At 65.6% G+C, this 17195-nt stretch carries 17 protein-coding genes; 3 read left to right on the top strand and 14 right to left on the bottom strand.

Translation table 11 applies throughout. From position 1 onward, the window contains the following. The first annotated feature begins 271 nt into the window (after positions 1–271). The 3 genes from NFH98_RS02260 (at position 272) to NFH98_RS02250 (ending at position 3207) form a co-directional block, all read left to right on the top strand. Positions 272–1210, top strand: a complete 939-nt coding sequence (locus tag NFH98_RS02260; protein WP_222515717.1) for a helix-turn-helix domain-containing protein — start codon at positions 272–274, stop codon at positions 1208–1210. Positions 1211–1328: 118 nt separating this feature from the next. Beyond that, complete coding sequence (locus NFH98_RS02255; protein WP_287163340.1) at positions 1329–2729, top strand: amidase; 1401 nt, start codon at positions 1329–1331, stop codon at positions 2727–2729. 106 nt (positions 2730–2835) lie between these two features. After that, on the top strand, positions 2836–3207 hold the full coding sequence (locus NFH98_RS02250; RefSeq protein WP_108448480.1) for a DnaJ family domain-containing protein: 372 nt from the start codon (positions 2836–2838) through the stop codon (positions 3205–3207). Between the two features lie 27 nt (positions 3208–3234). Here the strand turns inward: NFH98_RS02250 and NFH98_RS02245 are convergent, their stop codons facing one another. The 14 genes from NFH98_RS02245 to NFH98_RS02180 all read right to left on the bottom strand — a co-directional run bounded on the left by NFH98_RS02245 (position 3235) and on the right by NFH98_RS02180 (position 17129). Further along, on the bottom strand, positions 3235–3699 hold the full coding sequence (locus tag NFH98_RS02245) for a hypothetical protein (RefSeq protein WP_287163341.1): 465 nt from the start codon (positions 3697–3699) through the stop codon (positions 3235–3237). Between the two features lie 379 nt (positions 3700–4078). Further along, on the bottom strand, positions 4079–5305 hold the full coding sequence (locus NFH98_RS02240) for a benzoate/H(+) symporter BenE family transporter (protein ID WP_108448478.1): 1227 nt from the start codon (positions 5303–5305) through the stop codon (positions 4079–4081). 197 nt (positions 5306–5502) lie between these two features. After that, positions 5503–6276, bottom strand: coding sequence for a benzoate diol dehydrogenase BenD (gene benD, locus NFH98_RS02235; RefSeq protein WP_349588619.1), 774 nt, complete (start codon positions 6274–6276; stop codon positions 5503–5505). A 53-nt stretch (positions 6277–6329) separates the two neighbouring features. Next, the gene (locus NFH98_RS02230; RefSeq protein ID WP_083970207.1) at positions 6330–7100 is read right to left on the bottom strand and encodes an ABC transporter ATP-binding protein; all 771 of its coding nucleotides are present in this window, start codon (positions 7098–7100) and stop codon (positions 6330–6332) included. Next, positions 7097–7915, bottom strand: a complete 819-nt coding sequence (locus NFH98_RS02225; protein ID WP_349622161.1) for an ABC transporter ATP-binding protein — start codon at positions 7913–7915, stop codon at positions 7097–7099. Before NFH98_RS02225 ends, NFH98_RS02230 begins: the two co-directional genes overlap by 4 nt. Continuing rightward, positions 7912–9006: a branched-chain amino acid ABC transporter permease gene (locus NFH98_RS02220; RefSeq protein WP_349622160.1), complete on the bottom strand. Its 1095-nt coding sequence runs from the start codon at positions 9004–9006 to the stop codon at positions 7912–7914. The genes NFH98_RS02225 and NFH98_RS02220 overlap by 4 nt, the downstream gene beginning before the upstream one ends. Before the next feature lie 91 nt (positions 9007–9097). Beyond that, a complete protein-coding gene (locus tag NFH98_RS02215; protein ID WP_045991438.1) occupies positions 9098–9958 on the bottom strand; it encodes a branched-chain amino acid ABC transporter permease in 861 nt (286 codons plus the stop codon). A gap of 90 nt (positions 9959–10048) precedes the next feature. Beyond that, positions 10049–11302: an ABC transporter substrate-binding protein gene (locus NFH98_RS02210; protein WP_124804965.1), complete on the bottom strand. Its 1254-nt coding sequence runs from the start codon at positions 11300–11302 to the stop codon at positions 10049–10051. A gap of 159 nt (positions 11303–11461) precedes the next feature. Continuing rightward, complete coding sequence (benC, locus tag NFH98_RS02205; protein ID WP_349622159.1) at positions 11462–12481, bottom strand: benzoate 1,2-dioxygenase electron transfer component BenC; 1020 nt, start codon at positions 12479–12481, stop codon at positions 11462–11464. A 20-nt stretch (positions 12482–12501) separates the two neighbouring features. Then, entirely contained in the window at positions 12502–12990 is a 489-nt protein-coding gene (gene benB, locus NFH98_RS02200; protein ID WP_108131177.1) for a benzoate 1,2-dioxygenase small subunit, read from the bottom strand. Between the two features lie 23 nt (positions 12991–13013). Continuing rightward, the gene (locus tag NFH98_RS02195; protein WP_349622158.1) at positions 13014–14381 is read right to left on the bottom strand and encodes a Rieske 2Fe-2S domain-containing protein; all 1368 of its coding nucleotides are present in this window, start codon (positions 14379–14381) and stop codon (positions 13014–13016) included. Between the two features lie 197 nt (positions 14382–14578). After that, the gene (gene catA, locus NFH98_RS02190) at positions 14579–15538 is read right to left on the bottom strand and encodes a catechol 1,2-dioxygenase (protein WP_108131175.1); all 960 of its coding nucleotides are present in this window, start codon (positions 15536–15538) and stop codon (positions 14579–14581) included. A gap of 106 nt (positions 15539–15644) precedes the next feature. Further along, positions 15645–15935, bottom strand: a complete 291-nt coding sequence (catC, locus tag NFH98_RS02185; RefSeq protein ID WP_045991433.1) for a muconolactone Delta-isomerase — start codon at positions 15933–15935, stop codon at positions 15645–15647. A gap of 75 nt (positions 15936–16010) precedes the next feature. Next, positions 16011–17129: a muconate/chloromuconate family cycloisomerase gene (locus tag NFH98_RS02180; RefSeq protein ID WP_124804967.1), complete on the bottom strand. Its 1119-nt coding sequence runs from the start codon at positions 17127–17129 to the stop codon at positions 16011–16013. Between the last annotated feature and the right edge of the window lie 66 nt (positions 17130–17195).

Below are 17195 nucleotides of genomic sequence, written 5' to 3'. Positions count from 1 at the left end.
CAAGCTAGCGCCAGAGCCCTTGGCAGGGCTTGATCGAAAGGGGTCCCGCCACGACCACAGCCCCCGCGAGAGCGATCTCGCGGGGGCTGTTGCGTCTCGCAAACAGTCACCAGTACTTATCCCCTGCGCTAAGGGCCCAACCGGCGTGCATGCCGCCACCAAACCCGCCTGCGCTATGCCTGTGCTATACCTGCGCTATAGTGTCGGGACGATGGCTGCATCAATGTCCATTTTGAGACCCTGTGGCCGCCCCGCCTGGAAGGACACCTGCATGACGGCCGCCTTTACCACCCGACAGATCGACTCCCGAGAGCGCTTCGCCTTCTGGCACGACGTCGTCTGCAGCCACTGCATTCCAGCCGACAGCCAATGCCTCGACGAACGGCCCTTCCATGGCAGTCTCAACGTCAGGCAATACGGCGACGTCGCCATCAGTACCATGGCCGCCTCTTCCCACCGCTGGCGCCGGCAGTCACACCACCTGTCCCGCGACAGCGACGATGACCTGTGGCTCGGCTTTCTCGAGAACGCCACGGCCAGACTCGACCAGGATCAGAGGCGTATCGCCATCGGGCCCGGCGACCTGGTGCTGTACGATGCCTGCCGCCCGTTCGAATGGTGCCTGAGCGCCAGCGCGCTTCATCTGGTGCGCCTTCCTCGGGCGCCCTTGATGCGTCGCCTGACCTCCACCGAGCCGCTGACCGCGCGACCTATCCCGGCGACCTTGCCCGGCGCCACCTCTTTGAAGGCGTTGATCCGAGACGGCGCCCGGCTAGACGCCGAAGCGTCGTCGATCGGGCTCGGCGAGGCGATGGTCGATCTGGCGGCTCTGGTGCTCGAGGGGCTGGGCGGCGCTGGCGACAGTCGCAATGACGCGCTCTACCGACGCCTTTGCCACTACCTTCGACAACAGCACCAGGACCCGTCCCTGAGCCTCGATCGCATCGCCCGGGACAACCATGTCTCTCGGCGCACCCTCACCCGGCTGTTCGCTCAGCACGGTCACACCCCCATGGCAGTCCTGTGGGCGATTCGCCTGGAGCAGAGTCGCGCCACCCTGCGGGCAGGTGGTATCCGCAGCGTCACCGAGGTCGCCCTGGAGCATGGCTTCACCAGTGTCTCCCATTTCAGCCGTAGCTTCCGTCAGGCCTACGGTCATCCGCCCTCTACCTTGCTGCAAGCAGGTCGCCACGCACCCGAGACGATGTGACCCCACCAGCTCGCTCTGGCCCTCTCGGGCCACCGCTTGGCCCGTTCAGGCAAACCTGAGTCCCACGCCCTGCCTACCCTGAAGGTGAGCGTCTTCTCTCACCATCAGGATGACAACAATGACAGACCATCCGCTGCACTTTGACGGCCTTATCGAGGTCGGCCGTCGAATCCAGTCCAGGGAACTGAGCGCCGTCGAGGTCACTCGAACCATGCTCGAGCGAATCGACAGCGTCGATACCACCCTGAACAGCTTTGTCACCGTCATGGCCGACAGTGCACTTGAACAGGCCGCCCAGGCGGACCGCGATCTGGCCGCTGGCATCCACAAGGGGCCGCTTCAGGGTGTTCCAGTGGCCGTCAAGGATCTGCTGTGGACAGCGGGGACCCGGACGACCCACGGCATGCCCCTGCACCGTGACCACGTGCCCCGGGAAACGGCCAGCGTGGTCACACGCCTCGACCAGGCCGGGGCCGTGCTGCTAGGCAAGCTGCAGCAGACCGAAGGCGCCTTCGCCGATCACCACCCCGACATCACGCCGCCCACCAACCCCTGGGGCGAGGCTTTGTGGTCAGGCGCCTCGTCCAGCGGTTCCGGCGTGGCCACCGCCGCCGGGCTGTGCTTTGGCTCGCTGGGCACCGACACCGGTGGCTCGATTCGCTTCCCCTCGGCCGCCAACGGCGTCACCGGCCTCAAGCCGAGCTGGGGCCGAGTCAGCCGACACGGCGCCTTCGAGCTGGCGGCCTCGATGGACCACATCGGGCCGATCGCCCGCAGCGCCGCCGACGCAGGGGCGCTGCTTGGCGTTATTGCCGGTGCCGACGAACGTGACCCCACCGCCGTCCCCCTCGCCGTGCCGGATTACCTGGCCGGCATGACACGGGGCCTGAAGGGCCTGCGTATCGGGCTCGACCCTCACTGGGCCATCGAAGCGGTGGATAACGAAACCCGCGGCGTCCTCGAACAGGTCGTGTCCACGCTAGGACAGCTCGGTGCAGTGATCGAGGAAATCGACTTTCCCGACACCCAGCAGGCGGTATTCGACTGGGCGCCACTGTGCGGCGTGGAGACCGCCGTCGCCCACGCCGAGACCTTCCCCAGCCAGCGCGAAGCGTACGGCCCTGGTCTTGCAGGTCTGATCGACCTGGGCCGCGCCCAGAGCGCCATGGACCACCAGCAACGACTGCTGCGCCGGGCCGAGTTCAAGGGCCGGGTCGATCGCCTCTTGGCCAGTATCGACCTGCTGATCGCCCCGGTCACCGCCTACGCCGCCCCGTCGATGGCCTTCATGGAGAAGTTTGGTGAGGATGAAGCGCTGTTTTCCGGCATGCTGCGCTATACCTGTCCTTTCGATCTGAGCGGGCACCCGGCCATTACCCTGCCGGCGGGCTTCAGCCAGCAGGGCGGGCCCATCGCCTTCCAGTTCATCGCACCGATGTTCGACGAAGCGATGCTGGTACGCGCCGGCTGGGCCTTCCAGCAGGTCACCGACTGGCATCGTCGACATCCAGAGCTGTAGCCCTCGAGCCTTCCTTCTCTTGAAGGTTCCCGGTGGCGGGTGATGGGAGCGCTCCGATGGCCTAAAGTCGGGTCAACAGGACCGCTTTACGCCACGAGGTGCTCCCATGTCCCTGCTCGACCAACTGGCCGAGGCACGTATCCAGAAGGCGCAGCAGGAAGGCGCCTTCGACGACCTGCCGGATCACGGCAAGCCCATCGAACTCGACGACGACAGCATGATTCCCGAGGCGCTGCGGGCAGGCTACCGACTGCTGAAGAACTCAGGCTATCTGCCCCCGGAGCTTCAGCTTCAGCGCGAGATTCGTGAGGTGGAAGACCTGCTGGCGCAGACACAGGAAGCCGCCGAGCGAAGCGCTTGCGAGAAGCGCCTGCGTCTTCTGCGCGCACGGCTTGGCGAAAGCGGGCGGGGTGCCAGTCGGCTTCTTGAGCTGGGGCGCTATCATGACCGGCTGCTGGAGAAGTGGGAGGGAGACTGACCCTGCGGTTACCGTCAGTACGGTGCGCTAGCGTGAGTCCGACCGGGTGCTCGACGGGACGGCACGCCTGCACCAGCGCCGTGACCGCCACAGCCCCAGCGCCAGCAAGACACCGGCGGCGATGACCGGCAGCATGGGAGGCGACGCCGGCGTCCTGAGGGCGACCCCGACCTGAGCGTAGAGCGAGGTCGCACACAGCACAAAGCCGGCCAGCGGCACCGTCCAGGTCGCCCAGTCGGCCCCCCGCCGAAACGGTCCCCACAGCAGAACCCCGACCAGCATCGCCACGCTGAGACAGGCGCCCCCCAGGGCGTGCATCAGCGCCAGCAGGACCTGCCGGGTGCCTGGAGCGACCGACTCCCAGTCGAGCCCCATGGCGGCGGCGTGGTAGGGCATGAATTCGCTGCGGCCGAGATAGACCAGACCAAAGGCGATCAGAATCAGGGTCGCCAGCGCATGGCAGGCGAGAGCACTTCTTGAATACGGGGTCACGGCGGTTTCCTGGTGATTCGAGCGAGTACAGCGGACATCTTTGCCTAGGGCTTGTCTGAAAAGTGCCTGCACTCGGTAATACGGCGTTAAAAATCGGATCAGAATGCTCATTTACACTCCGTAAACTGCGCTTTCTCACCGATTTTTGCCTTGTCTAACCTTCGCTCGTCGACTTTTCGGACAGCGCCCAAATAGGGCTCCGCCGATGATAGCCGGCAACTTTGTCACCCCGCGCTCCCACCCTGACGCCGCGATCGTTTCAGCACACTAATCCGACGGTATCAGACGGCCGCAGGTCAGGCTCACCGACGGTGCTGACATCGATGAATTCGCGACGCTCGAGCGCCATCCGGCCTGGGGCCATGCGACACCGCCAGCGTCAGGCCGCGGCGCGTCCAGCGTGCAGCAACCTGACCGCCAGCATGCCGATCACTACGCCCCAGAAGGCCGCGCCCAGACCGAACAGGCTCATGCCCGAGGCCGTCACCATAAAGGCGATCACCGAGGCCTCGCGGTGGCCCTCGGCGGCGATCATGGCGGCCAGGTTGCTGGTGATCGCACCGATCAAGGCAAGCCCCGCCAGTACCGCCACAAAGGCACCGGGCAAGGAGGTGAAGAGCGCCACAATAGTGCCGGCGAACAGCCCGCCGACCAGGTAGAAGACGCCGTTGGCGACCCCGGCGACGTAGCGACGGCCCGGGTCCTGGTGGGCATCCTTGCCGGTGCACAGCGCAGCGGTGATGGCCGCGATCACCGTGGTGATGCCGCCAAAGCAGGCAGTGGCGAAGGAGGTCAGGCTGGCCACCGTCAGAATCGGCCGGGCCCTGGTGTGATAGCCCGCTGCGTGCAGGATCGCCATTCCCGGCAGGAACTGGCCGGTCAGGCTCACCACCACCAGCGGCAACGCCAGGCTCAGGGTGCTGGTGATGGTCCACTCGGGAGCGATAAAGCGGGGAATCGCCAGGTGCACACCGACGCCGCCGAGACTCGCGCCTTCCAGCACCACGGCGAGCACCACACCGGTGATCAGCAACAGGATCAGGCAATAGCGCGGCGCCAGCCGCTTGAACACCAGATAGGCCAGCAACATGCCGACGGCGAGCCAGGGCGAGGTCTCGATGGCCGCAAAGGCGCCCAGGCCAAACTGGAACAGGATGCCCGCCATCATGCCGGCGGCCACACCCGACGGAATCAGCGCCATCAATCGGTCGAAGCTGCCGGTGACACCGATGATCAGCATCAGCACCGCCGCCGTCAGGTAGGCGCCTACCGCCTCGCCCAGCGACAGCTCCGGGAACAGGGTGATCAGCAGCGCCGTCCCCGGCGCCGACCAGGCCGTCACCACCGGCACCCTGAGCCACAGGCTCAGGACGATGCCCGACACCGCCGCCCCCAGCGAGATGGCCCACACCCAGGAGGTCATCATCTCGGGTGAGATATCCGCCGCCGCCCCGGCCTGGAAGAAGATCGCCAGCGGCCCCGAGTAGGAAATCAGCACCGCGACAAAGCCTGCCGTCACCGCCGACAGTGACAGGTCACGAAAAAGGGACGACCCTGCAGCCGCCCCTTGGGGTGCGGTTACGGTATCGGAGTCGGTTCGGCGCATGGGCTGGCTCCTTGATGATGGCGTCGATGTACGGCCAGGAATATCAGCTGGTGGGTCCCCTAGCGACGTCGACGGAAGACAAAAAAGGCCCGGCACGCGGCCAGGCCAAGGAGGATACAAGATTCACCACGCCGTCCCGGTGCCCCCGCAGGTACAGCGGGATGCAAGGTGGGTCCACGTCACGCGGCATCAACCGGCTAGCCCAGGTCGCCGCCGGCCACCGGCACCACCGTGCCGGTGATATAGCTGGCGTCGCGGGAGGCCAGAAACAGGATCGGCCCGACCTGCTCGTCAAGGGTGCCGTAGCGGTGCATCAGGCTCGACGCCAGGGTCTGGTCGATCAACTGCTGGTACCACAGCTTGTCCTGTTCGCTCTGGGGCTCGGCGTTGCGCGGCGTCAGCCGGGGCGGCGCCTCGGTGCCGCCGGGGGCGGTGGCGTTGACCCTTACGCCGTGCTCGGCCATCTCGATGGCCAGCGCCACGGTCATGGCGTTCACCCCGCCCTTGGCCGAAGCGTAGGGCACCCGATTGACCCCGCGGGTGGCCACCGAGGAGACGTTGACGATATTGCCGCCGCTGTCGATCAGGTGGGGCAGCGCCGCGCGACAGCACCACAGCGTCGGAAACAGCGAGCGACGCACCTCGGCCTCGACCTGCTCCGGTGAATACTGGGTGTAGGGCTTGGCCCAGATGGTCCCGCCGACGTTGTTGACCAGTACGTCCAGTCGCCCGAAGCGCTCGATGGCGCTCTTGATGGCGCCCTCGGCGCCCTCCCAGGTTTCCAGATCGGCGTTCAGGGCAAGGACCTCGACTCCCTGCTCGCCAAGCTCGCGGGCCACCTGGTGGACATGTTCGGCGCGATCGACCAGCACCAGGGCAGCGCCCTCCTCGCCGGCCCGCTCGGCCAGACGCCGACCGATCCCCTGGGCGGCGCCGGTGATCAGCATCACCTGTCCTTCGAATCGCTTCATGTTGCTGTCCTTCTGCTGTCGGATGCGGTGGGTGAAGTGGCCACGGCGTGGCCTCAGCCCACACCGAGGTGGGTATCGAGGATCGAGGGATCGGCCCTCAACGCCTGGCTGTCACCGTCGAACACCACCTTGCCCTTGACGATCAACAGGTGGCGGTCGCCCACCTCGAGCAGGTTGTCGATGTTCTTGTCGACGATGATGCTGGCGATGCCCGAGGCCTTGATGGTGCGCAGGATCGACCAGATCTCGTCGCGGATCAGCGGCGCCAGCCCTTCGGTGGCCTCGTCGAGGATCAACAGCCGCGGGTTGAGCATCAGCGCGCGACCGATCGACAGCATCTGCTGCTCGCCGCCGGACAGCAGCGAACCATCGTGGCCGATGCGCTCCTTGAGCCGGGGAAAGGTGTCCAGCACCCGCTCGATGTCCCAATCGGTACGACCGTCAGCCCCCGGGCGTGCGGCCATCACCAGATGCTCGCGCACGCTGATACCGGGAAAGATGCCCCGCCCTTCCGGCACGTAGCCGATGCCCTGACGAATGATCTGCCAGGGACGGCGCTTGCGGGTGTCCACCCCCATGATCCGCACCTCGCCATGGCGCGGCGGCACGAAGCCGAGGATCGACTTCAAGGTGGTGGTCTTGCCCATCCCGTTGCGACCGAGCAGGCTCAGCGTCTCGCCGGCCCTGAGTGTCAGGTCCACCCCGTGCAGCACATGGCTTTCGCCGTAGAAGGTGTGCAGGCCGGTGGCCTCGATCAACGGCGACTCGACATCCTCGGCAGCGTCCACCCGTTGCGTTCCTGCCTCCTTGATCGCCACGTTCATGACGTCACCTCGCTATTGCTGGAGCCGTTGCCGATATCGACGCTATCGCTGGGGCGACTTTCCTCGCTGCTGTCGTGACGTCCCAGATAGACGTCACGCACCGTTTCGCTTGCACGAATGCTCTCGGTGTCGCCGCTTTCCAGTACGCAACCGTCGACCATCACGGTGATGCGATCGGCCAGGCGGAACACCGAGTCCATGTCGTGTTCGATCAACACGATGGTGTAGTCGCGAGACAGCCGCTTGAGCAGGTCGGCGACCTGGTCGGTCTCCTCGCGGCCCATGCCGGCCATCGGCTCGTCCAGCAGCATCAGCTGTGGCTGGGTCGCCAGCACCATGGCGATCTGCAGCTGGCGTTGCTCGCCGTAGCTCATGCCGGAGGACACCGTATGGGCCCGGGCCACCAGACCACAGGTGTCCAGCGCGGCCAGCGCCCGCTCATCGACTTCGCGGGCCCGCCGGCGCGAGCGCCAGCTGCCGATGACGCCACCGTGGTGGATACGCGCGGCCAGCTGGCAATTCTGCAGACAGCTCAGGCGCGGAAAGATGTTGGTCTTCTGGTGGCTGCGACCGATACCGAGTCGGGCGACCTGGTGGGCCTTCTTGCCCTGGATCGCGCTGCCGCGATACTCGATCTCGCCGCGGGTCGGCGGAATCTCGCCGGACAGCAGGTTGATCAGGGTGCTCTTGCCGGCACCGTTGGGGCCGAGGATGGCGTGGATCTCGCCCTGCTCGACCTCGAAGTCGACGTCATTGACCGCCAGCAGGCCACCGAAGCTGCGGGTCAGCCCGCGGGTCTTGAGCATGCTGCTCATGAGGACACCTCCCCGGCGCTTTTGCCGACGTTCTTGCCGTCGCTGTCGGAGGCGGAAGTCTGTCTGCCCTTCGCCAGGTTGTCCTTGCCACCGCCAAGCCGCCCCAGCAGCGAGGCCTGGCGCCCCGGCGGGTCGAGCAGCAGCCCGGCGATGCCCTTGGGCAGCACCAGCACCGCGACGATGATGGTCAGGCCCATCAGGATCGGCCAGTGGTTGGTCAGGTGCTCGTAGAAGTACAGCAGCAGTTCGTAGGCGAAGGCGCCGAGGATCGGCCCGAAGATGGTGCCCATGCCGCCGAGGATGACCATCATCAACACCTCGCCGGAGTGGTGCCAGCCAAGCTGGGCCGGGTTGGCGAAGCCGTACTGCATGGCCGCCAGCATGCCGGCGACGCCGGCGATCATCGCCGAGACCACGAAGGCGATCAGCTTGTAGCCGGTGGTGGCGTAGCCCAGCGCCTGCATGCGGTGCTCGTTGTCGTGGATGCCGTCGAGCACCTGGCCGAAGTGGGAACGGGTCAGGGCGCGCAGGATAAGGTAGACCGCTACCAGGAGCGCCAGGCAGAAGTAGAAGAACGTCAGCGGGTTGTCGAGGTCGATCAGCGGCGTCTCGCCCATGGCAAGGCTCGGCCGGAACATGATGAAGACGCCGTCGGTACCGCCGGTCATGCTGGAGGTGCTGACGGTGTAGAACAGCATCTGGCCGAAGGCCAGGGTGGTCATGATGAAGAAGATGCCCTTGGTGCGCAGCACCAGCAGGCCGACGATGGCGGCGACCAGGCCGGAGACCAGCATCACCAGCGGCAGCATCCACCACAGCGAGGCGGCGCTGAAGTCGGGGCTGGCCATCGCCAGGGTGTAGGCCCCCAGGCCGAAGAACAGCGCATGGCCCAGGCTGACCAGGCCAAGGATACCGACCAGCAGGTCGAGACTGACGGCAAACAGGGCGAAGATCAGCATCAGGGTCAGCTTCTCCATGAAGAAGGCGCTGGACTCCCCGAATACCGCCGGCCCCCAGGCCGGATAGGCGATCAGCAGCGCCAGGCCCGCCAGCAGCAGGACCGTCACGCGCTTGGGATATCGATGCAACATGGTGTTTCTCCTCCAGACGGGTATCCCGTCTGCAAAGGGGTCCGATCAGGCGGCAAGGGATGCCCGAGCGGAGGGTGATTGTCGTCGGGTCTCAGGCAAACAGGCCGCGCGGCTTGATCAACAGCACCAGCGCCATGATCAGGTAGATCAGCATGCTGGCGAGACTCGGGATCAGCACCGGACCGAAGGTCTCGGCCATGCCGATCAACAGCGCGCCGAAGAAGGCCCCCTTGATCGAGCCGATGCCGCCGATGACCACCACCACAAAGCAGGTGATCAAGATCGAGTCCCCCATGCCCGGCGTGATCGACGACAGCGGCGCCGCCATCATCCCGGCGAAGGCCGCCAGTGCCACGCCGACGCTGAAGATCAGGGTGAACAGGGTGCGGATATTGATGCCGAGCCCTTCGACCATCTCGCGATTGACGGCGCCGGCGCGGATCACGATACCGAGCCGGGTGTGGCGGATGATCCAGTAGATGGCCCCCGCCAGCACCAGGCACACCGCCGCCACGAACAGCCGATAGACCGGGTACTGCAGGTTGTCGGTCAGGGCGATGGCGCCGGTAAAGGGCTCCGGCAGCGCCACCGAGTGGACGTCGCCGCCCCAGATGATGCGCTGGGCCTCGTTGAGCACCAGGATCAGGCCGAAGGTCAACAGCACCTGGTAGAGGTGGTCACGCTTGTACAGGGTGTCGAGAAACAGCCGCTCGATGACCAGCCCCAGCAGTACCGCGATGGGCACCGCGATCAGGATCGCCAGCCAGAAGTTGCCGAGGCGCTGGGTCAGGTCGAAGGCCAGGTAGGCGCCGATCATGTACATGGCGCCGTGGGCCAGGTTGATGATGCCCATGATGCCGAAGATCAGCGTCAGGCCGCTGGCGATGAGGAACAGCAGCAGGCCGTACTGAAAGCCGTTGAGCAGCTGCACCCCGAAGAAGGCAAGGTCCATGAAGAACTCCTTTGGCGTTGGCCCGCCCGAGAGCGCCCGGTATTCGCGGGCACCTCGGCCAGGTCATTGACGCGGTGAACGAAGGTCGCCTCAGCTCTTCATCGGGCAGGCGCTGTCGGGAACTTCCAGCTGCTCGCTGGCGATCGAGGTGACGTGGTGCTCGCCGTCCCTTACCTCGCGCAGGTAGACGTTCTGGATCGGGTGGTGGGAGGCCGAGAAGCTCACCGGGCCACGCGGGCTGTCGAGTTCTACCGCTTCCAGCGCCGCGATCAGCGCCTCGCGGTCGGGCTCGCCGTCAATCGAGGCGTAGGCCTGGGCCAGCAGCTTGCCGGCGTCGTAGCCCTGCACCGCGTAGGTGTCCGGGGCCTCGCCGTAGGCTTCCTGGTAGGCCGAGACAAAGGCCTGGTTCTGGGGGGTGTCCAGGGTCTCGGCGTAGTGCATGGTGGTCTGCACGCCGTTGGCGGCCTCACCCAAAGCCCCCAGGTTGCCGTCGGTCAAGAAGCCCGAACCATACAGCGGAATGCTGTCGTTGAGCCCGGCGGCAGCGTAGTCCCGCACGAAGCCGACCCCGCCACCACCGGCAAAGAAGGTGTAGACGGCGTCCGGGGCGATGCTGGCGATCTGCGCCAGGTAGGTCTGGAACTCGGTGCTCGGAAACGGCACCAGTATCTGCTCGACGATCTCGCCGCCGGCATCGGTGAAGGCCTGCTCGAAGCCGGCCAGGTCTTCCTTGCCGCCGGCGTAGTCCCAGGTGATGGTGACGATCTTGCGATGGCCCTGGTCATAGGCCACCTGGCCCATGGGATAGCTGTTCTGCCACATGCTGAACGAGGTGCGGAAGACGTTGGGCATGCACAGCTGGTTGGTGGCCGCCTCGAGTCCGGCGTTGGGAATGATGGTGATGGCGCCGGTCTGCTTGGCCACCCGCAGCATGCCCATGGCGACGCCGGAGTGGACCGGACCGATGACCACGTCGACGCCATCACCCTTGACCAGGCGGCTCATGTTCTGGGGTGCCTTGGAGGGGTTGGCCTCGGAGTCCAGGGTCACGTACTCGACGCCATGACCGCCGAGGCTGCCGCCCTCCTGCTCGATGGCGAGCTTCAGCCCATTGGTGATGGACTCGCCCAGTGCCGCGTAGGTGCCGGAGTACGGCAGCATCAGCCCGAGCTTGACGTCGTGCTCGGCCAGGGCCTGGGTGGACAGGGCGGCGCCGGCCAGCGCCAGGGTCGCGGCCTGCAGCGAACGTGCAAGCGGGCCAGGGCGCCGGGATGACAGGGAAGCCTGGCGGCGGCTGTACGTGTTATCGGTGTTGAGGTTTTTATCGATAGTGAGCTTGGCCATGATCATGTCTCGTCAGGTTGTGATTATCGTTATGAGATTGCGGGGCTCTCGCTGGACAGGGAGCCCCGGCCTGCGGCTGTCTGTTGTCGGCTGACGGCTGTCTCTTGTCGGCAAGGGCGAAAGGTCTCCCTTGCCAGATCTGGTCCCGGGCAGGACGCGTCAGTTGGGCGTGAACTTTTCGTAGTGAAAGCTCGCCGGCTTGATGCCCTGCTGGTCGAAGTGCTTGAGCACCGCGTCCACCATCGGCGGCGGGCCGCACAGGTAGACGTCGACGTCGCCGTCATGCAGCTTCTGCGGGTCCATGTGATGGGTGACGTAGCCCTTGCGTTCGTGGCTGCTGTCCTCGTCGGCGACCACCGTCAGGTAGTCGAAGTCGGGCAGCGCCTCGACCGCCGTGTCGAGTTCTTCGCACTTGACCAGGTGATCGTCCTTGGTCACGCCGTAGATCATGTGGATCGGCTGGCCTGCGCCCTCGCCCTGGGCCTCGAGCGCGGCAAGCTGCTTGAGCATCGACAGGAAGGGAGCAAGCCCGGTGCCACCGGCCAGCATCAGGATCGGGCGCTGGATGGCGCGCAGGTAGAAGCTGCCCATGGGGCCAGTCACGGCCATGGCGTCACCGGCCTTGGCCTTGTCCGCCAGATAGCCGCTCATCAGCCCGTCCGGTACATTGCGGATCAGGAAGCTGGCGCGGGATTCCCCCGGCAGCGAGCTGAACGAATAGCTTCTGTGCTCACCACAGCCCGGTACCTCCAGGTGCACGTATTGCCCCGGCAGGAAGTTCAGCGGCTCGCCTTCGATATCGATGGCAAGCTCGATGGAGTCCTCGGACAAGGGCTCGACGTGGACCACCGTGGAGGCACGGCTGTCGACCTCGGTCTTGCATACGGTCGAGGCCACCGGCACCGACAGCACGCAGTCCGAGGACGGCACCATCTGGCAGGTCAGCACCTGCCCCTCGTGCAGCTCCTCGTCGGACAACGCCTCATCGATGTACTCGTCACCCAGCTCGAACTCGCCCTGGTCGCAGTGGCACTTGCAGGTGCCGCAGACGCCGTCGGAGCAGTCCATCGGCAGGTTGACCTTGTTGCGGTAGGCCGCATCGAGGACGGTCTCGCCCTCGTTGCAGTCGATAAAGCGCGACACCCCGTCTTCGAAGTTGAGCGCGATGGTGAAGCTCATGGTCGTTCTCCTTCACCGACTTAAATGTGATAAACGTCGATGACCTGGTGGATATAATCGTTATTGAGCTGCACCTTCTTTCGCGTGATAAGCGGGCTGTCGCCGGACACGTCCAGGGTGTAGAAAGACACCCCGAAGTAGCTGTCGGTCTGCTTGTAGCGGTGGCTCAGGGTGTGCCAGTTGAAGCGCACCTCCAGGCTGTCGCCCTCCTCCTTCATCACCTCGATATTGGTGATCTGGTGGGTGGTGCGCGGCTCCGGCGTGCTGGCGCCACTGCGCTCGGTCTTGATCCGATAGACGCGATCCTCGAGCCCTTCCCGGTTGGGATAGTAGATCAGCGAGATCTCGCTGTTCGGGTCGCCGGTCAGGGTGTCGTCGTCGTCCCAGCAGGGCATCCAGAACTCGGCCTTCTTGTGGTACAGGGTCAGCCACTCGTCCCACTCGCGTTCGTCCAGAAGGCGTGCTTCGCGATAAAGAAAGGCCTGGATGTCGTGATAGCTGATGCTCATGATTCGTCTCCTTTCCGCAGGATTCAGGCTGAGGCCGTGGCGATGAACTGGCTGCGTTCCTTGTCGATGGCGCGCAGCATTTCCTCGACCCAGTGCTGGTGGTGCAGCACGTAGAGGCCTTCGTCCTCCGGCGAGGCACCGCTCTTCAGCGGCTTCATGTCGATGGCGCTGGCGTCTTCGTCGGGACCATCGATCCATTGCTTGGCGCCACGCGACAGGTCATTCCATTCGGCCAGGGCACCGTTGTAGCCGTTCTGGCAGCCGCGGAATTCCTCCAGGTCATCCGGCGTGCCCATGCCGCTGACGTTGAAGAAGTCCTCGTACTGGCGGATGCGCACGCGACGGTTCTCCGCCGACTCACCCTTGGGCGCGAAGCAGTAGATGGTGACCTCGGTACGGTCCACCGCCAGCGGACGCAACACCCGAATCTGGGTCGAGAACTGGTCCATCAGATAGACGTTGGGGTACAGACACAGGTTGCGGGTCTGGTTGACGATGTTGTCGGCGCGGGCCTCGCCCAGCTCCTTCTCGATGCGCTCCTTGTGCTCGTAGACCGGACGCACCTCGGGATTGAGCAGCCGGGTCCACAGCATCATGTGGCCGTTCTCGTAGGAGTAGAAACCGCCCTTGGACTTGGACCAGCCGTCGGCGTCCACCGCCTTGGTGCCGCCTTCGTCGTAGTTGCGACGGTCCATGGTGGAGGCGTAGTTCCAGTGCACGGTGCTGACGTGGTAGCCGTCAGCGCCGTTCTCGGCCTGCAGCTTCCAGTTGCCGGTGTAGGTGTAGGACGAGGTGCCACGCAGGATCTCGAGGCCTTCCGGGGCCTGGTCGACGATGTTGTCGATGACCTTCATGGTCTCGCCCAGGTACTCCTCGATGGGCATGACGTCGTCGCTCAGGCTGCCGAACAGGAAGCCCTTGTAATTGGCGAATTTCGGCAGGCGTTTGAGGTCGTGGGAGCCGTCCTGCTTGAAGGCGTCCGGGTAGGCGCCGGCCTTCTCGTTCTTGGCCTTGAGCAGACGGCCGTCGTTCTTGAAGGTCCAGCCGTGGAAGGGACAGGTGAAGGTGCCCTTGTTGCCCTGCTTGCGACGGCAGAGGGTGGCACCGCGGTGGGCGCAGGCGTTGATCAGGGCGTGAAGTTCACCCTCCTTGTCGCGGGTGATGACCACCGGCTGGCGCCCCATGTTCAGGGTGAAGTAGTCACCGGGCTCGGCGATCTGGCTCTCGTGGGCCATGAACAGCCAGTTGCCCTCGAAGATGTGCTTCATCTCGAGCTCGAAGAACTCGGGGTCGGTGAACATGCTGCGGTGGCAGCGAAAGACGCCCTGTTCGGGGTCATCCTCGACGACACCACGCACGCGGGCTTCGATCTGATCGAGTTTGTTGCTCATCGTTGTTCTCCTCTCTATCACGGTCCGCTCACACGGGCGGCTCACACAGACAGCTCATTCGAGTCGCTCGTCCAGCCGGCCCCTTGGGGCGGCCTGCCCCCAGGGCAGGCCTGGTCTGGCTTGGCGCGGCGCTGTCCACCACGGGGGCTCCCGTGGAACTCGGCGGTTAGTTCAGGGTTGTCGCGAGTCCAGGCGGCTCAGCCGTCCTCGAGGGCGCGGGGGCGCTTGTGGCGCTGCTGCAGCTCGGTCTCGCTGGTGGCGGCAAGCTCGATGTCGAACACCACCTCGGTGAAGGGCCCCTCGAGGCCGCGATCGCTGGCCTCGCTGGCGTCCTCGATGCGCCTGGCGTCCACCACCAGCTCCTCGCGGGTGGCGAAGGCGAAGTCGTCGTAGGTGTAGGGGTCGCCGGCGAGGTTGATCTGGGTGGTCAGGTGCTTGTACCCGGGCGCCGAGATAAAGAAGTGGATATGCGCTGGTCGCTGGCCATGACGACCGAGCAGGTCCAGCACCTGCTGGGTCGGGCTGTCCGGGGGGCAACCGTAGCCGGAGGGGATGATGCTGCGCGCGCGATAGCGGCCATCGGCGTCGGTGTAGATGGTACGACGCAGGTGGAAGTCGGCCTGGGACGGGTCGAAGAAGCTGTAGTTGCCCTTGCTGTCGGCGTGCCAGATCTCGACCTTGGCCCGTGAGATCGGCTGGCCCTGGGTATCGCGTACCTGACCGGTCAGCCACATTGCCTCGGCGTCGGTGTCCGAGCCGTCGTCCAGGCGCGCCTCGCCCTCGGACTCCGGGGCACCGGCGACGTACAGGGGCCCCTCGATGGTGCGCGGGGTACCGCCGGCAAGGCCGCGGGCGGCGTCCTCGGCGTCCATGCGCATGTCGAGGTAATGATCGAAGCCCAGACCCGGGGCCAGCAGGCCGTACTGGGTCTCGGCGCCGAGCGCGTTGAGCACGCTGACGCCCTGCCAGAATTCTTCCGGGGTGACGTCGAAGTCATCGATCAGCTTGTACAGGTCCGACAGCAGACGATGCAGGATTTCCTTGGCCCGCTCGTTGCCTTCGGTCTTGTCGAAGCCGGCGACGGTATTGAGGAAGTCCTGTACCTCCGGGGTGTCGAAGATGCGCACTGACTTGGTGGTGGGATTGAGACTGTTCATCTGGCGGTCCTCAGGTGTGGCGTACTTGTCGTTATCGTTGTTGGCGGTACTGGCCGGGGCCTGGCGATTCGCTCTGCCCCGACGTCTGGCTGGCCAGGGGCAGGCCCTAGCTGTCGTCATCGCGGATCGAGGACGGGTGGCGGCACAGCGGCTTGACGCGGATCTCCATGTAGGGAAACAGCGGCAGGTTCGATACCAGCTCCTGCAGCTCGGCGTTGTCGGCCACGTCGAACACGCTGACGTTGGAATAGCTGCCGGCCACCCGCCACAGATGGCGCCACTTGCCGGAGCGCTGCAGCTCCTGGGCGTAGTCCTTCTCGCGGGCCTTGATCTCGGCGGCGCGCTCCGGCGCCATATCCGGCGGCAGCTTGACGGTCATTTCCACCTGAAACAGCATCTTCGTTCTCCTCTCGATCGGGGGCCGTCGATGCAGCCCTGGAGGCTCGCGCGGCCGGTCTGATGGCGATGTCGCTTAGCTGCGCGCGTACTCGCGCAGCTTGTCGTGATCCAGTTCGAGCCCGAGTCCCGGGCCTTGCGGCAGCGCCACGCCAAAGTCGTCATAGCGCAGGGGGGTGGTGACGATGTCATCGGTCAACAGCAAGGGGCCGAACATCTCGGTGCCCCAGGCCATCTCGGGCAGGGTCGCCCAGGCGTGCAGGGAAGCGGCGGTACCGATGGTGCCCTCGAGCATGGTGCCGCCGTAGAGGCCAATGCCCCCGGCGTCGGCCAGATGTGCCAGGCGCAGCGCGCCGCGCGGCCCGGCGCTCTTGGCGATCTTCAGGGCGAAGGCGCCGCTGAAGCCGGACTCGATCAGCGCCAGCCCGCAGCGCAGGTCCTGGACGCCTTCGTCGGCCAGCATGGTGACCTCGAAGCGATTGGCCAGCCGCGCCAGTCCTGCCCGCTCGTGAGCCGGAATGGGTTGCTCGATCAGGTCGACCCCGGCCTCCTCGAGGGCGGCGATGGCGCGCACCGCGGTGGCTTCGTCCCAGGCCTGGTTGACGTCGACCCTGACGCTGGCGCGATCCCCCAGGGCGGCCTTGATGGCGGCAACGTGGCGCACGTCGTGATCCACCTCGTTGGCGCCGATCTTGAGCTTGAAGTCACGATGGCGACGCTGCTCCAGCCGCTTTCTGGCCTCCTCGATATCCTTGTCGGTATCGCCACTGGCCAGCGTCCACAGCACCGGCAGGTGATCGTGGCGGGCGCCGCCCAGCAGTGTCGCCAGGGGCACGCCGAGACGCTTGCCCTGGGCATCCAGCAGCGCGGTCTCGAGCGCCGACTTGGCGATGACGTTACCCTTGGCCAGCTTGTCGAGCCGGGCCATGGCGAGGTTGACGTTGTCCGCCGCCAGGCCGACCAGCGCCGGCGCCAGGTAGGTGTCGATGTTGACCTTCATGCTCTCCGGGCTTTCCGGGCCATAGGCCAGGCCGCCGATGGTGGTGGCCTCGCCGATGCCTTCGATACCGTCTGCGCACTTGAGGCGTACGATCACCAGCGTCTGGGTGGCCATGGTGGCCATCGACAGCTTGTGCGGTCGGATGGTGGGCAGGTCGACCAGCAGGGTCTCGACGCTTTCGATCAGGGCGGTCATGGTGGCTCCGGCGATTACCATCAGCTCGTTGTCATCCACGGGCTGGCGATCTGGGTGACGATCTGG

It is taken from the genome of Halomonas sp. H33-56, from assembly GCF_040147035.1.
GTDB classification, from domain to species: Bacteria; Pseudomonadota; Gammaproteobacteria; order Pseudomonadales; family Halomonadaceae; genus Halomonas; species Halomonas litopenaei.
The sequence above is the reverse complement of the archived record's forward strand: the minus strand, read 5'-3'. Positions and strand labels throughout refer to the sequence as shown.

Bases quoted from the DNA above. Each gene is read 5' to 3' on its own strand.
- catA (WP_108131175.1), bottom strand. From the start codon at position 15,538: ATGAACAGTCTCAATCCCACCACCAAGTCAGTGCGCATCTTCGACACC.
- NFH98_RS02260 (WP_222515717.1), top strand. From the start codon at position 272: ATGACGGCCGCCTTTACCACCCGACAGATCGACTCCCGAGAGCGCTTC.
- NFH98_RS02220 (WP_349622160.1), bottom strand. From the start codon at position 9,006: ATGTTGCATCGATATCCCAAGCGCGTGACGGTCCTGCTGCTGGCGGGC.
- benC (WP_349622159.1), bottom strand. From the start codon at position 12,481: ATGAGCTTCACCATCGCGCTCAACTTCGAAGACGGGGTGTCGCGCTTT.
- NFH98_RS02215 (WP_045991438.1), bottom strand. From the start codon at position 9,958: ATGGACCTTGCCTTCTTCGGGGTGCAGCTGCTCAACGGCTTTCAGTAC.
- NFH98_RS02210 (WP_124804965.1), bottom strand. From the start codon at position 11,302: ATGGCCAAGCTCACTATCGATAAAAACCTCAACACCGATAACACGTAC.
- NFH98_RS02195 (WP_349622158.1), bottom strand. From the start codon at position 14,381: ATGAGCAACAAACTCGATCAGATCGAAGCCCGCGTGCGTGGTGTCGTC.
- NFH98_RS02250 (WP_108448480.1), top strand. From the start codon at position 2,836: ATGTCCCTGCTCGACCAACTGGCCGAGGCACGTATCCAGAAGGCGCAG.
- benD (WP_349588619.1), bottom strand. From the start codon at position 6,276: ATGAAGCGATTCGAAGGACAGGTGATGCTGATCACCGGCGCCGCCCAG.
- NFH98_RS02225 (WP_349622161.1), bottom strand. From the start codon at position 7,915: ATGAGCAGCATGCTCAAGACCCGCGGGCTGACCCGCAGCTTCGGTGGC.
- NFH98_RS02240 (WP_108448478.1), bottom strand. From the start codon at position 5,305: ATGCGCCGAACCGACTCCGATACCGTAACCGCACCCCAAGGGGCGGCT.
- NFH98_RS02255 (WP_287163340.1), top strand. From the start codon at position 1,329: ATGACAGACCATCCGCTGCACTTTGACGGCCTTATCGAGGTCGGCCGT.
- NFH98_RS02230 (WP_083970207.1), bottom strand. From the start codon at position 7,100: ATGAACGTGGCGATCAAGGAGGCAGGAACGCAACGGGTGGACGCTGCC.
- NFH98_RS02180 (WP_124804967.1), bottom strand. From the start codon at position 17,129: ATGACCGCCCTGATCGAAAGCGTCGAGACCCTGCTGGTCGACCTGCCC.
- catC (WP_045991433.1), bottom strand. From the start codon at position 15,935: ATGCTGTTTCAGGTGGAAATGACCGTCAAGCTGCCGCCGGATATGGCG.
- benB (WP_108131177.1), bottom strand. From the start codon at position 12,990: ATGAGCATCAGCTATCACGACATCCAGGCCTTTCTTTATCGCGAAGCA.